Annotated in this window: 13 protein-coding genes; 1 reads left to right on the top strand and 12 read right to left on the bottom strand. The window is 65.5% G+C overall.

The window, feature by feature from the left end:
• Position 1: 1 nt before the first annotated feature.
• The 11 genes from T331_RS0105515 to T331_RS0105465 form a co-directional block, all read right to left on the bottom strand.
• Positions 2-853, bottom strand: a complete 852-nt coding sequence (locus tag T331_RS0105515) for a cytochrome c oxidase subunit 3 (protein ID WP_026439310.1) — start codon at positions 851-853, stop codon at positions 2-4.
• 70 nt (positions 854-923) lie between these two features.
• Complete coding sequence (locus T331_RS0105510; RefSeq protein ID WP_008494152.1) at positions 924-1,127, bottom strand: hypothetical protein; 204 nt, start codon at positions 1,125-1,127, stop codon at positions 924-926.
• Entirely contained in the window at positions 1,124-2,059 is a 936-nt protein-coding gene (locus T331_RS0105505) for a heme o synthase (protein ID WP_026439309.1), read from the bottom strand. Before T331_RS0105505 ends, T331_RS0105510 begins: the two co-directional genes overlap by 4 nt.
• Positions 2,060-2,067: 8 nt before the next feature.
• Positions 2,068-3,666, bottom strand: coding sequence for a cytochrome c oxidase subunit I (ctaD, locus tag T331_RS0105500; RefSeq protein WP_008494148.1), 1,599 nt, complete (start codon positions 3,664-3,666; stop codon positions 2,068-2,070).
• An 11-nt stretch (positions 3,667-3,677) separates the two neighbouring features.
• On the bottom strand, positions 3,678-4,565 hold the full coding sequence (coxB, locus tag T331_RS17445; RefSeq protein ID WP_244876896.1) for a cytochrome c oxidase subunit II: 888 nt from the start codon (positions 4,563-4,565) through the stop codon (positions 3,678-3,680).
• A gap of 133 nt (positions 4,566-4,698) precedes the next feature.
• On the bottom strand, positions 4,699-5,367 hold the full coding sequence (locus tag T331_RS17440) for a cupredoxin domain-containing protein (RefSeq protein WP_051622187.1): 669 nt from the start codon (positions 5,365-5,367) through the stop codon (positions 4,699-4,701).
• Positions 5,364-6,077, bottom strand: coding sequence for a lysophospholipid acyltransferase family protein (locus T331_RS0105485; protein WP_211248679.1), 714 nt, complete (start codon positions 6,075-6,077; stop codon positions 5,364-5,366). Before T331_RS0105485 ends, T331_RS17440 begins: the two co-directional genes overlap by 4 nt.
• Positions 6,078-6,133: 56 nt before the next feature.
• On the bottom strand, positions 6,134-7,168 hold the full coding sequence (locus T331_RS0105480) for a rhamnan synthesis F family protein (protein WP_244876895.1): 1,035 nt from the start codon (positions 7,166-7,168) through the stop codon (positions 6,134-6,136).
• Positions 7,169-7,178: 10 nt separating this feature from the next.
• Positions 7,179-9,155, bottom strand: a complete 1,977-nt coding sequence (locus T331_RS0105475; protein ID WP_026439306.1) for a class I SAM-dependent methyltransferase — start codon at positions 9,153-9,155, stop codon at positions 7,179-7,181.
• Positions 9,155-10,855, bottom strand: coding sequence for a methyltransferase domain-containing protein (locus T331_RS0105470; protein WP_244876902.1), 1,701 nt, complete (start codon positions 10,853-10,855; stop codon positions 9,155-9,157). Before T331_RS0105470 ends, T331_RS0105475 begins: the two co-directional genes overlap by 1 nt.
• Before the next feature lie 43 nt (positions 10,856-10,898).
• A complete protein-coding gene (locus tag T331_RS0105465; protein WP_026439304.1) occupies positions 10,899-12,212 on the bottom strand; it encodes a UDP-glucose dehydrogenase family protein in 1,314 nt (437 codons plus the stop codon).
• A gap of 131 nt (positions 12,213-12,343) precedes the next feature.
• Here T331_RS0105465 and T331_RS0105460 point away from each other — a divergent pair, with 131 nt between their 5' ends.
• Positions 12,344-13,417: a glycosyltransferase family 4 protein gene (locus T331_RS0105460; protein ID WP_026439303.1), complete on the top strand. Its 1,074-nt coding sequence runs from the start codon at positions 12,344-12,346 to the stop codon at positions 13,415-13,417.
• Positions 13,418-13,471: 54 nt separating this feature from the next.
• Here the strand turns inward: T331_RS0105460 and metZ are convergent, their stop codons facing one another.
• Entirely contained in the window at positions 13,472-14,656 is a 1,185-nt protein-coding gene (metZ, locus tag T331_RS0105455) for an O-succinylhomoserine sulfhydrylase (RefSeq protein ID WP_026439302.1), read from the bottom strand.
• Between the last annotated feature and the right edge of the window lie 242 nt (positions 14,657-14,898).

Below are 14,898 nucleotides of genomic sequence, written 5' to 3'. Positions count from 1 at the left end.
ACTATCCCGCCGTGACCGCGCTGCGGCCGAGATAATAGATGCAGACAAACAGGAACAGCCAGACCACATCGACGAAATGCCAGTACCAGGCCGCGGCCTCGAAGCCGAAATGCCGCTCCTTGGTGAACTGCCCGGCCCGCGCCCGGAAGAAGCAGACGGTGAGGAACAACGTGCCGATGATGACATGCGCGCCGTGAAACCCGGTGGCGATGAAGAAGGAGGAGGCGAAAATGCCGCCATGATAAAACGGGAAGGGCGAATGGGTATATTCCCAAGCCTGGCCGCAGAGGAACATCAGCCCCAGCACGATGGTGATGCCAAGCCCGCGCACCAGATTCTTGTTATCCCCTTCCAGCAGCGCGTGATGCGCCCAGGTGATGGTGGTGCCGGAGAGCAGCAGCACCATGGTATTGAAAAGCGGGATCGCGAACGGGTCGATCGTCGTCACCCCTTGCGGCGGCCAGACCGGCGCGAAGGCAGTGCCCATTTTGTCCGGGTAGAAGAAATAGTTGAAATAGTTCCAGAAGAAGGAGACGAAGAACATCACCTCCGAGGCGATGAACAAGGCCATGCCGTAGCGCAGGCCCATCTGGGTGACGATCTTGTGCAGGCCGGGCGTGCGGGCCTCATGGATCACATCCCGCCACCAGAGGAACATCACGCTGAGATCCGCGACGCCGCCGATGGCGAGCACGATGAAATCATGAAAATGCGCCGCCAGGATGATGCCGGTGAAGGTGATCATCGCCGCGGTGGCGCCGAAGAGCGGCCACAGGCTGGGATCGACGAGATGGTAAGGGTGGGGCACGGTGCCCTTCACCTGGTCGGTCGCGGTATGGATTGAGCCGCTCATCTGTTTCCCTTTCTTCCTTGAGGCGTTTCCTTGAGGCGTCTTTTTTAGGCGGTGTCTTAATCGGCGCGGGTCACCACATCTGGCCGTATTCGTGCAGCTTCACCAGCGCGATCACATAGACGATCAGGCAGAACCCGCCCAAGGCGGCGAGCAGCAGGAAATTCCTGGCCCGGCGGCGGCGCAGAAACTCCGCCTTCTGCTCATCGCTCCAATGCGATTCGGTAAGCTCCACCCGGGGCATCTCATCGAGCTTGCGGGCCATGGCGCGGCTCATACCAGCCGGTCCACCGCGCAGGCGGCAAACAGCAGGAAGAGATAGAGGATGGAGAATTTGAAGGCGGCGCGGGCCGGGGCATCCTTGCTCAGGCTCACCCCTTTTTCGTCCTGGTCGTCGCGCAGCACACCCCAGGCGTAATAGATGAAGGCGCCACCCAGAACCAAGGCTGTCAGCCCGTAAATCGCCCCCGCCAGCCCCATGAACCAGGGCGAGAGCGCCAGCGGGAACAGGATCAGCGTGTAGATGAACACGTTCCAGCGTGTATGGCGCGCCCCCTTCACCACCGGCAGCATCGGCACCCCGGCCTTCTCGTAATCGGTGGAAGCGTAGAGGGCGAGGGACCAGAAATGCGGCGGCGTCCAGAAAAACACGATGAAGAACAGCACCATCGGCAGCAGGCCGATATGGCCGGTGACCGCCGCCCAGCCGATGACCGCCGGGAACGCCCCTGCCCCGCCGCCGATGACGATATTCTGCGGCGTGCGGCGCTTGAGCCAGATCGTGTAGATCACGGCATAGTAGAAGATGGAGAAGGCCAGCACGCCGGCGGCGCAGAGATTGGTCGCCATCGCCAGCAGCAGCACCGAGACCACGGAAAGCACGATACCAAAGCCCAGCGCCCCGGCGGCCGAGATCTTGCCCGCCGGGATCGGCCTTGAGGTGGTGCGGCGCATGATCGCGTCGATATCGCGGTCATACCACATATTGATGGCCCCGGCCGCGCCGGCGCCAAGGGCGATGCAGAAAATCGCGATCGCCGCCATCAGCGGGTTGATATGGCCGGGCGCGATCAGCAGCCCGATGGCGCCGGTGAACACCACCAGAGACACCACGCGCGGCTTCAGCAGGGCGATCCAGTCCGCCGGCTCGGCGCCCAGATGCGGCACCGCCCGGCTGTTGGACAGGAACTCAGAGACGTGGTCGGACAAATCGGCTCCTAACGGATGATCGGCACATCTTCGAAGGTATGGTGCGGGGCCGGGCTGGGCACCGCCCATTCCAGCGTCGTCGCACCCTCACCCCAGTAATTATCCGCAAGCTTCTGCTTCGAGGTGAACACCGCGTAAAGCACATAAAAGAAGATCAGGGTTGAAACACCCGAGACCATCGAGCCGACGGAAGAGACGAAATTCCAGCCCGCGAAGGCATCCGCATAATCCGGATAGCGGCGCGGCATGCCGGCCAGCCCCAGGAAATGCTGCGGGAAGAAGGTGAGATTGACGCCGATGAAGAAGGTCCAGAAATGCAGCTTGCCCCAGAATTCCGGGTATTGGTGGCCGCTCATCTTGCCGATCCAGAAATAGAACCCGGCGAAAATGGCGAAGGCGGCCCCCATGGAGAGCACATAATGGAAATGCGCGATCAGGAAATAGTCGTTATGCAGCTCCTGATCCAGCCCGGCATTGGCCAGCACCACGCCCGTCGCCCCGCCAATGACGAACAGGAAGATGAAGCCCAGCGCCCAGAGCATCGGGGTTTTGAACTCGATGGAGCCGCCCCACATGGTGGCGATCCAGGAAAACACCTTAATGCCGGTGGGCACCGCGATGATCAGCGTCGCCACCTCGAAATAGACCCGGCTATCGGTGGAGATGGCCGAGACGAACATATGGTGCGCCCAGACCACGAAGCCGACAAAGCCGATGATCACCATCGCATAGGCCATGCCGAGATAGCCGAAGATCGGCTTGCGGGAGAAGGTGGAGACGACATGGCTGATGATGCCGAAGGCCGGCAGGATCATGATGTAGACTTCCGGATGGCCGAAGAACCAGAATAGATGCTGGAACAGCACCGGATCACCGCCGCCGGAAGGCTCGAAGAAGGAGGTGCCGAAATTGCGGTCCATGATCAGCATGGTCACGGCCCCGGCCAGCACCGGGATCGCCAGCAGCAGCAGGAAGGCGGTGACCAGGATCGCCCAGCAGAAAAGCGGCATCTTGTGCATGGTCATGCCCGGGGCACGCATATTGAGGATGGTGGCGATGAAATTGATCGCCCCCAGCAGCGAGGAAATGCCGGCCAGATGCAGCGAGAACAGCGAGAAATCCGTGGCCACGCCGGGGGAGTACTGGGCATTGTCCAGCGGCGGGTAGAGCGTCCAGCCCGCGCCGGTGCCGGTGCCCAGGAACAGCCCCAGCATCACGAACACGAAGCCCGCCACCAGGAACCAGAAGCTCATATTATTCAGCCGCGGGAAGGCCATGTCCGGCGCGCCGATCATCATCGGCACGAACCAGTTGCCCATGCCGCCGATCAAAGCCGGCATCACGAACCAGAAGATCATGATCAGCCCATGGGCGGTGATGATGGCGTTCCAGGTATTGCCGCTGGTGATGATGTCGTTGTGCGGATACATCAGCTGCTGGCGCATGATCATCGAGAGCACGCCGCCGAAGCAGCCGCCGATGAACGCCATGATGATGTAGAGCGTGCCGATATCCTTGTGGTTGGTGCTCATCAGCCAGCGCGCGGCGAAGCTCTTTTTATGGTGGCCGTGAGCGTGCAGGGCATGTTGGTCAGCGGTAATGGACATTCTCTGGCTCCTCAGCGCGCGGCGTCAGCCAACAGGGTGCGGGGGATGGCGGGGGCGGCGGCCGGCGCAGTCTGCGCGTAATTGGTTAGCGCCTGCTTGGTCCAGGCGATGTAATCGGCCAGCGGCACCGCCTTGATCTCGATCGGCATGGCATCATGGTTGAGGCCGCAAATCTGGTTGCATTGGCCATAATAGGTGCCGGGCTTGTCGATCTCGGTCCAGCTGGTGAGCTGGGTGCCGGGGATGGCGTATTTCTGCACCCCCAGCGAGGGCAAATAGAAGCCGTGCAGCACATCGGCGCTGGTGATGACAAAGCGCACCTTCTTGCCCACCGGCAGCACCAGCGGGTGATCGACCGACAAACGGCGGATCTCGCCGGGTTTGATCTCATTATCCGGGATCATGTAGCTGGTATAATCAAGCCCCGGCACGGAGTCATACTTATATTCCCAATACCACTGATGCGCCGTGACGGTGACGGTCATGTACGGGTTGCTGTCATCCGCCTCGAAATAGATCAGCTTGATCGAGGGCACGATGATGGCGACCAGGATCAGGCAGGGCACCACGATCCAGACGATCTCGATCAAGGTGTTATGGGTGGTCTGGCTGGGCTTGGGGTTGCGCCCGGCGCGGTAGCGCACCATCACATAGCCCATCAGGATGGTGACGAAACCCACCACCCCGGCCATGATCCAGAGCACATATTTCATCAGCCAGTCGATCTTGGCCTGCATCGGGCTGCCGGCCGCCGGAAACCAGAGCTGCCAGTTGAACGGCGCGTCCACATAGTGATTGGCTGCCGCCGTGGGGTCCGGGGCGGCACTCTGGGCCAGGCCAGCGTGGCACCATAGCCCGCTTGCCGCCGCCAGCATTGCCAACGTCAAGGCAGATTTCACTCTCAGCTTCATGCGTCTGCATCCCGCTTTATTTTCATTGGCCGTTTCCAAGCCTTCTTATGTTGGAAACGATACGGGCGGCGGCAGGGGAGATCAAGCGAAATAGGCGAGTGTCCCGGCTTGCAGCACTCGCTCAGCCGCGTTGCGCCGCCAGCCAGGCCCGATAGGCCGGCAACGGCAAGGCTTTGATCTGGATCGGCATCGGCTGATGATCGTCGCCGCAGATCGGGCTGCTCTGGCCGTCATACAGGCCGGGCCTGGCGATCACCGTCCAGCCGGTGAGGAGGGCGCCGGGCAGGGCGTAGATCTGCAGCCCCAGCGCCGAGACGAAGAACCCGTGCATCACATCGCCGCTGGTCACCAGAAACCGGATTTTCTCCCCCGCCGGCACCACCAGCGGATGATCGGCGATATCGCCATAGACCGCGCCGGGGGGAAGCCGCTCCCGTGGCACGGCGCGGCTATCGAAGCCCAGGCCGGGAGCGGAGACATAGTCGTAATGCCAGTACCATTCATGCGCGGTGACGCTGACGGTGAGATAAGGCGGCTCATCGCCGCGATAGAGCATCCGCGCCGCCGGGATCGCCAGCACCAGCAGCACCGCCAGCGGGACGACGATCCAGCCGATGGCGGTGATTTTTTCCGGGCTGAAGCCGCGCGGGGCGAGGATGTTGTGCAGCAGGCGGCGCAGGCCCAGATAGCAAAGCGCCAGCACCGCCAGCCCGAGCACCGCGACGATGAGCCAGCCGGCAAAGCCGAGCAGCAGCGCCAGCTCCTGATGCATGAACTGGTTGGCGCTCACGCCGCCGGCGGCTCCCGGCCCTGGCGCAGTGCAGCGGCGTTGGCGCTGATCTGGCGCTCCAGCGCCGCACTCATCTGCTTGCGGTTGGCATAGCTGCCCGGGGGCATCGGTTCGCCGAGCAGGATGGTCGCCCGCACCCGGCGCCGGCGCAGCAGCGGCAGCAGATGCGGGGCGAGGTCCATATCGCCATACCAGGCGATCCGCGGCCGGTCGGCATGGCGGAGGGGCTGGCCCTCCAGCCGGTCATAGACGATGGTCACCGGCTGCACCCAGGGCTTGGCGGCGCCGAAAGCCAAAGTGAAGAAGGCCGAGGCGAAGGGCAGCACGCGGTTGCCGTCCGAGGTGGTGCCTTCGGGGAAGAGGATGATATTATCGCCCGCCTGCAGCCGGGCCTCCAGCAGACGCTGCTCCTGCGCCACCGTCTCGCGGTTGCGGGAGACGAAGATGGTGCGGCCGAGCTTGGCGATGAGCCCGATGCCGGGCCAGCCGGCGACCTCACCCTTGGCGATGAAACAGCCCGGCAGCGTTGCCCCCAGCGCCACGATATCCAGCCAGGAGCAGTGATTGGCGACGAACAAGGTCGGCCGGCTGGGGCTCAGCCCACCCAGGCAGCGCCGCTCCAGCCCGATGATGCGCGCCACCCCGCGCCAGTAAAGCCGCGCGAACCAGGCCTTGCCCCGGCCTGGCAGGTTCAGCAGCACCGCCTGCACGGCGATGGCGAAAACCGTCCAGAGCAGGGTCGCAGCAGCCCGGCAGACCAGCCGGATCAGGGCGCCCCACCCTTCAGCATCAGCCGCAGATCCTGCTCGATCGGCCCCGGATCCGCGCCCAGCTCGTCGCGCACGACATCCTTCCAGTCCCCGACATCCTGCACCTTGCTGGGATTGTCGCGCAACAGCTCGCGCTTGATGAAGGGAAAGCCGGTGAGCAGCAGCTGGCGCCAGAGATCGGAGGTCGGGTTCATCGCCACCCGCCGCGCGATATTGTCGCGGATATTTCGGACCTGCGACAGCCTGGCGGCATTCACCGGGTCCACAAAATTGCCGTCCTGCTCATCGGCCACCAGCGCCTTCAAAACCTCGAAGCTCACCATCTTTGTCAGCGTCTCGTAGGGCCAAAGCGCCGCGCAGAGCAGCCCGCCCTTCATCATCGCCTGGGTGATCCCGACCTCGTAGCGATGCACGATAAACGGCTTCGCCGGCACCGGGCGCACGCTGTTCCAGAATTTCCGCCAGGCCTTGGCGCGCAGCGCGGCGGGGCCGAAGGCCAGGAAATAGGATTGCAGATGATAGCGCAGCTGCCAGCTCTCGGTCAGGCCCCAGATATCGGCGCGGGTATAATCCAGCCGGCGCAACACATCGCCCAGCGGCAATAGCGGCCCGAAGACGCTGTCATTGGCGAGGATCACCTCCTCGGTCTCCGCGCGCGGCAGGCCGAGGCGGTCGATCGCGTCGCGCCAGGCGCCGAAATCATAGCCGACATTGCGGCGCAGGATGATGCCGGCGCAGATCTCGCGCAGCTCTGCCTGGGCCACCTCGTTCAATTTGCCGGCATTGCTGACGAAGACCACATCCCGGCCGCTGGCCCGCAAGGCACGCAGATAGCTGAAGACCTGAGCCCGCACGCCGCCACGGCCGTCATAATGCATGAACAGCACCACGCGCGGGCCGAGCGCGATACCGGCCTCCGGCCAGGAGCTCAGCGTCTGCCGGGGCGAGCGAATCCAGCCGATCAGCCGCGCCAACGGCACCCAGAAATACCAGCGGCCGATGGACAGCACCCTGCGGGCGATGCGTTTCACAGCTCAGCCCTCATGCGCTCTGCTCATCCAGCACCTGCCACAGATCCTCCGGCGAATCCTCATAGGAGGCCAGATGGGCTTTCAGCAGCCCGACCGCCTCCTCGCCGCGTTCGAGCTTGAACAGCGCGATGACTTCGCCGCGCAAAGCTGACCAGAAGAGCGGGTGGGCCGGCCCGCCAGGCGGGGCCTGGGTCAGCAGATCCTCTCGCAGCCGGGCCAGGGTCGCGGCGGCGCGGCGCTGGCCATCGGGCAGCTGCAGATAAAGCATGCCGACGGAAAACAGCGCATCCTGCGCCGCGCGGGAGAAAGGCGGCCGCAACGCCGCGAGTACGGGGCCAAGCGACTGCGCCAGCGCCTGCGCCTCCTCATACCGGGCCGCGTTCACCAGCCGCACGAACACCCCAAGGCGCAGCGTCTCCACATCCTCGCCCGCCGCCGCCAGCATCTCGGCCACCGGCAGCGCGGCGGCGGCGTCCTGGCCCGGGGCGAGATGCAAATTCGCCAGGCTGAGCAGGGCGTTGCGGCGCAGACCGGCGGGCAGATCCGCCCCCGGCGCGGCGCCGAGCAGCCCGGCTCGCAGCGACGCCGCCTGATCGATGGCCCCGGCATTCACCAAAGCCACGAAGCCGCGCCAGCCGCCGATCAGGTCGCCACGCGCGATCAGCGCCGCCGCCACGCCCGGCGCGCCGGCCTCGGCGTCGCAGAGCAGCAGCTCCAGCCGCAATACATCGCCGATGCTGGAGGAGAGCAGGTCATCGCCGAGCGAGCGCCGGCCGAGTGCGGCCTGCAGCGCCTCCACCGCCTGCAGCCCCAGCGCCATCACCGGGCGCACCGCGCTGCGGGCCTCGCCGCGGGCCAGGCGCTGCATGGCGCGTGCGAACAGGATCATGCCCAGCCCGTGCGGCATTTTTTCGCCCAGCCCTTCGAGCTGCGCCTGCGCCGCCCCATCGGGCAGCGCGGTCAGATCCTCCAGCCGGTAGCCATAGCGGGCCGCAGCACCTGCATTCAGCATCGCCCAGGCGCTCTCGCAGGCGGCTTCGTCGGCATCGTTGGCGGCGTCGAACATCGCCCTTCCGGCAAAGCCGAACTGGATGTCGCTGCCCACCGGCGCGCGCGCGGCGCGGGCTTCCATATAGCGGCGATAAGCGCGCCAGGCCGCGCCCTGGTCCTCATCCAGCGCCAGCGGCGAAGGCGAGGCATAGGCGACCAGCGCCGAGCGCTTCTGGCGCACCGCCACATGCGCGAATCCGGCATCGCGCAGCGCGCGCTCCATGCTCGCGACACTCTGCAGCACCACATGCGCGGCGGGGACGATCAGCGCGTCCAGCTCCAGCGGTGCCAAGTCCGGGGTGATGAAATCCGCCGCCGGGGTGGTCAGCATCAGCACCCCGTCCTCGGCGATGGCCCGGCGCATCAGCCGCAGAAATTCCGGCGGCTCGTTGATATGCTCGATCAGCTCGGTGCCGACGATGACATCCCACGGCCCGTCCTTCAGCGTCTCCTCGGTGAAGAAGCCCTGGATCACCGGCAGCTCCAGCGCCTTGGCGCCGATCGCCGCCAGCGGCGAAGGATCGTACCCGACGCCCTGCCAGCCTTTGCCATGCACGCAGAAATCCAGCCCGAACCCGTAGGCCCCGCCGACTTCCAGCACCTTCGCCCCCGCCGGCTTGACGATACGCGCCAGCGCCGAGGCGATCGGCCAGGTGCCGGCCCCCATCTGCGCATAATAAGGCGGCCAGCCGATCTCGATCAGCTCGTCACGCCCATAATCCACCACCGGCAGCGTATCGACGAACAGCACCGTGCAGGCCGGGCAGCGCAGCAGGTTATAATCCAGATCCAGCCCCGGCGGGTGGTGAAACACCGCCAAAGCCGCCTCGGCGCTGCCCTCATGCCCGCAATTCGGGCAATGCCCCGCCTGGCTGCGCCCGTGCAGCCATTCCGCCTCGGTGTAAGCGCTGATCCGATATCGACCGGTCGAACTCATCAGGCGAACAGCTCCGGGGCGCGTTCGCGCAGCGCCGCGTTCAGCTCCTCACGCCGCGCCCACAGGCTGCGATACCATTCCATGCGCGCCTGCACCTGATAGGCCAGCATGCGGTTTTCCGCGACATAGGCGCGGGCATTATCGGCGATGCGGCGGGTCGCTTCCGGATAGGCCAGCAGGCGCAGCAGCGCCGCGCGCAGCTCCGCCGCATCGCGGAACAGCACCCCGGTTTTGCCGTCCTGGATGGAGGCGGCATAGACGGTATGGCTGGCCAGGGCGCAGACCCGGGCCGCGCCGGCCTCGATGAATTTCAGATCCGACTTGGCGCGGTTGAAGGGGGTATCCTCCAGCGGCATGAAGCTGATCTCGGCGGCGGCGAGCTCGCGCAGATAGGTGGCATAATCCACCAGCGCCGGCTCGAAGCTTTTATGCGGGGTCTCCAGCGCCTGGAAGAAGCCCTCATCGAACAGCACCCGGAAGCGCAGCCGGTCGCCGACGGCGCGCGCCACCTCGTTGAGCACCGGCACCAGCGGCGCCCAGTCCCGCTGGCGGTTGAGCGCGCCGAAGAACAGGGTGAGATGCTCGGCGTCCTGGAAATTTTGCACCTGCGGCAGCTCGAACACGCCGTTGGGGAACACCGCCAGCTCCGGGTTCTGCGCGCGCAGCGCCTCGCCCAGCACCGGGGTGCTGGTCTGCACCGCATGCACGCCGCGGAAGGTGAGCAGCTGGCTCAGATCCACCCCGCGCTCTTCCATGAACATCGGGTGATCGTCGAATTCGCTGACCACCAGATAATCCTGCGCCAGCAGCGCGCGCACCCGCGCCAGCCCTTCCTCGCCCAGCAGCAGCGGGCGGTGCAGCATGGCGATGCGCGGCACATTGTTCAGGCGCGGGCGCAGCTCCGCCTCCGGCATCACCGTCGCCAGCACGCTGCTCTCGGTGCGCAAGGCGCGCATCGGCTCCAGCACCCGCACATCGGAAACACCGCCCTGCGGCGTCAGCATCGTCGCGGCGATGTCCAGCCAGGCCGGGGCGGCCTTGCGGGCGCGCAGGATCACCTGAATCGGGGCACAGCGGCGCTTATACTCCTCGACATCAACGCCCAGCGCCTGCAACAGCGGCGCCGCGAGCGTGGCGAACTGCTCGGCGCGCTCCATCTCGGTATTCGGGCGCGGCGCCGCGTCCACCAGCTCCAGCCCGGCCTGCCCCAGCGCCTCGATCATCGTGCGCGGGCTGAACCAGCGCAGATGGGTGCGATCGAACAGCCCGTTCTCCTCGTACTGGAATTTGCCGACGAGCAGCCGCGCCACCACGCTCCAATGCTCGATATTCGGCGTGCAGACGACCACCGTGCCCTCCGGGGAGAGCAGCTTGGCATGCGCCTGCAACAGCGCCCAAGGATCGCGCAGATGCTCCAGCACATCGCCATAGACGATGCAGTCGAGGCTGCCTTCCGCCAGCCCGAAGGGATTCGGATCAGCCTCGACATCGCCGACGAACACTTCCGTCAGCCGGGTGCGGGCCTGGACGGCCGCGTCCTCGTCGATATCGATCCCGAGATAGCGGCAATTCGGGTTGCGGCGCAGATAATTCGCTCCCAGCGCGCCTTGCGCACAGCCGACATCCAGCACGGTTTTCGCCGTCAGCGGAATCTTTTCCAGCAATTCGGGATTGGCAAAATCCGGATATTTGGCGTGCACGGCGTTCAAGCGATCATTCCTCGCGGTTGGGGCGGTCGTTTGGTCACGGCAGCGGGCGCCCGATGCCGGTATAGGTGAAGCCCGCCGCGCGCAGCGGCGCGGGGTCGAAGACATTGCGCAGATCCACCACCACGTCGCCGCGCATCAGCTCGCGCAGCCGGGCCGGGGGCAGCACCCGGAATTCGTTCCATTCCGTGACCAGCACCAGCGCATCCGCGCCGGTGAGGGCGCCAGCGGCATCCGCCGCCAGGGTGACGCGCGCGGGCAGCAGCGGCCGGGCGGTTTCCATCGCCTCCGGGTCGAAGGCCTGGATCTGCGCCCCGCGCGAGACCAGCCCGCGCACCAGCGGCAGCGCCGGGCTTTCGCGCATATCATCGGTTTCCGGCTTGAAGGCGAGGCCGAGGACGGCGATCACCTTGCCGGCGACATCGCCGCCGCAAGCCGCGACCACACGCGCCGCCAACCCATCCTTGCGATGGTCATTCACCGCCACCACCGACTGGATCAGCCGCGAGGGCGCGCCCGCCTCCTCGGCGATGCGCATCAGCGCCAGCGTATCCTTGGGAAAGCAGGAGCCGCCGAAGCCCGGCCCGGCATGCAGGAATTTCCGCCCGATCCGCCCATCCAGCCCGATGCCGCGGGCGACATCATTCACATCCGCCCCGACCTTCTCGCAGAGATCGGCCATCTCGTTGATGAAGGTGATCTTCATCGCCAGGAAGCCGTTGGCGGCGTATTTGATCAGCTCCGCCGTCTCCAGCCCGGTGAACAGAATCGGGGTTTCGATCAGATAAAGCGGTCGATAGAGCTGGCGCAGCACCGCGCGGGCGCGCTCGCTCTCGGCGCCGACGACGACGCGGTCCGGCCGCATGAAATCCGGGATGGCGCTGCCCTCGCGCAAAAATTCCGGGTTGGAGGCCACCTCCACCGCCAGGTCCGGCCGCAGCCGGCGGGCCATTTCCAGGATCGTCCGCCCGGTGCCGACCGGCACGGTGGATTTGGTGACGATGACCGCCGGATGGTCCAGCGCCTTCAGCACCTGCTCGACAGCGGCATAGACATAAGTGAGATCGGCATGGCCATCGCCGCGCCTTGTCGGGGTGCCGACGGCGATGAAGATCGCCTCCGCCTCGGCGATGCCCACTTCCAGCGTCTCGGGGAAAGTCAGGCGCCCGGCGGCGGCGTTATCGGCCACCAGCTTGTCCAGGCCCGGTTCATAGATGGGGATGCGGCCCTCCAGCAGCATCTGGCGCTTGGCGGCATCCGCCTCGACCACCGCCACGGAGACGCCGAATTCAGCGAAGCAGGCCCCCGAGACAAGCCCGACATAGCCGCCGCCGATAATCGCGATCCTCAACCCCCAAACCCTCCGCACCGGTTTGTCCTGCTCCCTGCTTCTGGCGTGGCCGGCAGGCCAGCACAAGCCCTGGCCGGCGGAAAACAAGAGATCTTCAAATTCCCTCCGGTTTCAGCCATGGTCCGCGCCAGATGAGCCTCACCACCCTTTCCGCCTTGTCACTCCCCCGTCATCTCGCCCTCATGGGCGGGCTGGCGATCTTTTCCGGCATGATCGTCCGGGTGATGATCTCCATCGGCGTGCCGGACCATCCGGATGCGCGCAAGGCGCACGCCCAGACCACGCCGAAATCCGGCGGGGTCGGCATCGTCTTCGCCTTTCTGCTGGGGGTGCTGCTGCTCTATCGCTACGGCCAGGTCTCGCGCCTGGCGGAGGGGTATTTCATCGGCGTCATCGCCGCGTCGGTGCTGATCGCCCTGGTCTCGATGGCCGACGATCTGTTGAACATGCCCTTCACAGTGAAGCTCGGCACCCAGCTGCTGGCCGCCATCGCCGCCGTGGCCTCGGGGCTGTATCTGCATGATCTGGCGCTGCCGGGATTCGGGCTGACCCCGCTTGGCTGGCTCGGCCTGCCGCTGACGCTGGGGTTTCTGCTCTATGTCACCAACGCGATGAATTTCATCGACGGGCTGAACGGTCTGGCCGGCGGTGTCACCCTCATCGCCTGTTTGTTCCTGGCCGGCATCGCCGGGGCGCTGGGCGGGTTTTTCATCTATACCGCCTCCCTGCTGCTGGCCGGTGGGGTGCTGGGGTTTCTGCCCTTCAACTTTCCCAAGGGCCGGATTTTCATGGGCGATGTCGGCAGCCAGTTCTGCGGCTTCATGCTGGCTCTGTTCGGGGTGGCGGCGGCGCGGTTCGAGCAGGTGCAGCTCTCTTTCCTGCTGGTGCCGCTGCTGCTCTCCGGCGTGCTCTATGATGTGACCTTCACCCTGATCCGCCGCACCCTGGCGCGCGAGAACATCGCCCGGGCGCATCATGGCCATCTTTATCAAGTGGTGCGCCGGGCCGGGATGGATGCGCGGCTGGTGGCGGTGATCCATTGGCTGTTCGCGCTGCTGGGCGGGGTGACGGCGATTGGCTTCGTCGCGGCGAATTCGGCCTCGAAACTCTGGATCGGGCTGCTGCCGCTGGTGGTACAGGTGCTGTGGACGTTTTACGTCGCCGGGCGGGCGCGACGGGCGGGGATCGGCAGCTGGTCTAGCTAAGAAAGTCGTGGGGGGATTTTTGTAAAAATCCCCCCCACACCCCCTAAAAACTTTTTAGACCTTATCCAATGCCTGGGCGAGGTCCTCGACCAGATCCTGGGCATCCTCCAGCCCCACCGACAGCCGGATCGTGCCGTCAGTGATACCAAGCTTCGCCCGCTCCTGCGCGCCGATCTTCATATGCGTCGTCGTCGCCGGATGCGTCGCCAGCGATTTGGTGTCACCCAGGTTATTAGAAATCGTGATAACCCGGAACGCGTTCATCATGCGGAACGCCTCCGCCTTGCCGCCTTGCAGCTCGAACGCCACCAGCGTGCCGCCGCCGCTCATCTGGCTCATCGCCAGCTCACGCTGCGCGAAGCTCGCCAGGGTCGGGTACAAGGCGCGCTTGATCTTCGGATGGCCATCCAGGAACTGCGCCACCTTTTCGGCAGTCTCGCTCTGCGCCTTCACCCGCAGCGCCATCGTCTCCAGACCCTTCAGGATCACCCAGGCATTGAAGGGCGAGAGCGACGGGCCGGTATTGCGGAAGAAGGGCTGGAACACCTCCTCGATCCATTTTTTCGAGCCAAGCACGGCGCCGCCCAGCACCCGCCCCTGCCCGTCCATATGTTTGGTGGCGGAATACACCACCACATCCGCGCCCAGCTCCAGCGGCTTCTGCAGCAGCGGGGTGGCGAAGACGTTATCCACCACCACGATCGCCCCGGCCGCATGCGCCAGCTTGGAGACGGCGCGCAGATCGACAATATCGAGCATCGGGTTGGAGGGGCTCTCCAGCAGCACCAAAGCGGTGGGCTGGCTCAGCGCCGCCTTCCAGCCTTCCATGTCGGCGCCATCCACGAACACGCCTTCAATCCCGAATTGCGGCAGCAGGGTGGAGATGATCCAGTGGCAGGAGCCGAACAGAGCGCGCGAGGCCACCACCCGGTCGCCGGTCTTCAAGCCGCACATCACCGCGCTATGCACCGCCGCCATGCCGGTGGCGGTGGCGCGGCACGCCTCCGCGCCCTCGATCTTGGCCAGGCAATCCTGCAGCATCGTCACCGTCGGGTTGGCGAAGCGCGAATACTGGAAATGCTCGACCTGGTTGGCGAACACCGCCTCGGCCAGGTCAGCGCTTTCATAGGTAAAGCCGGAGGTGAGGAACAAGGCCTCGCCATTCTCGTCCAGATTGGTGCGGATGCGCCCGGCATGGATCAGGTCCGTGGCAAGGCGGGTTTTCGGCGTGTCGGACATCTTCGGTGGCCCATCTTTCAAGCGCGGTGCGGACAAACTCTGTCCGGCCCGGGGCCAGGCGGGGCGCGCGCAACCCTCCGCCGGGCCTCTTTAGCGCTTATTTTGCTCCGTCCCGCCAGGGGACGCCTCGCCGCAATCCGGCCGGACAAATCACGAGGTGCCCCAACGCCTAGCCCTCCGGGGGAGCGCGGTCAATGCTCCAACATGGCTTGCGCAGCCAGACGGGCTCGACTATGTACGCC

This window comes from Acidocella facilis ATCC 35904 (assembly GCF_000687875.1).
Lineage (GTDB): Bacteria > Pseudomonadota > Alphaproteobacteria > Acetobacterales > Acetobacteraceae > Acidocella > Acidocella facilis.
This window is presented reverse-complemented; position numbering and strand designations above follow the sequence as displayed.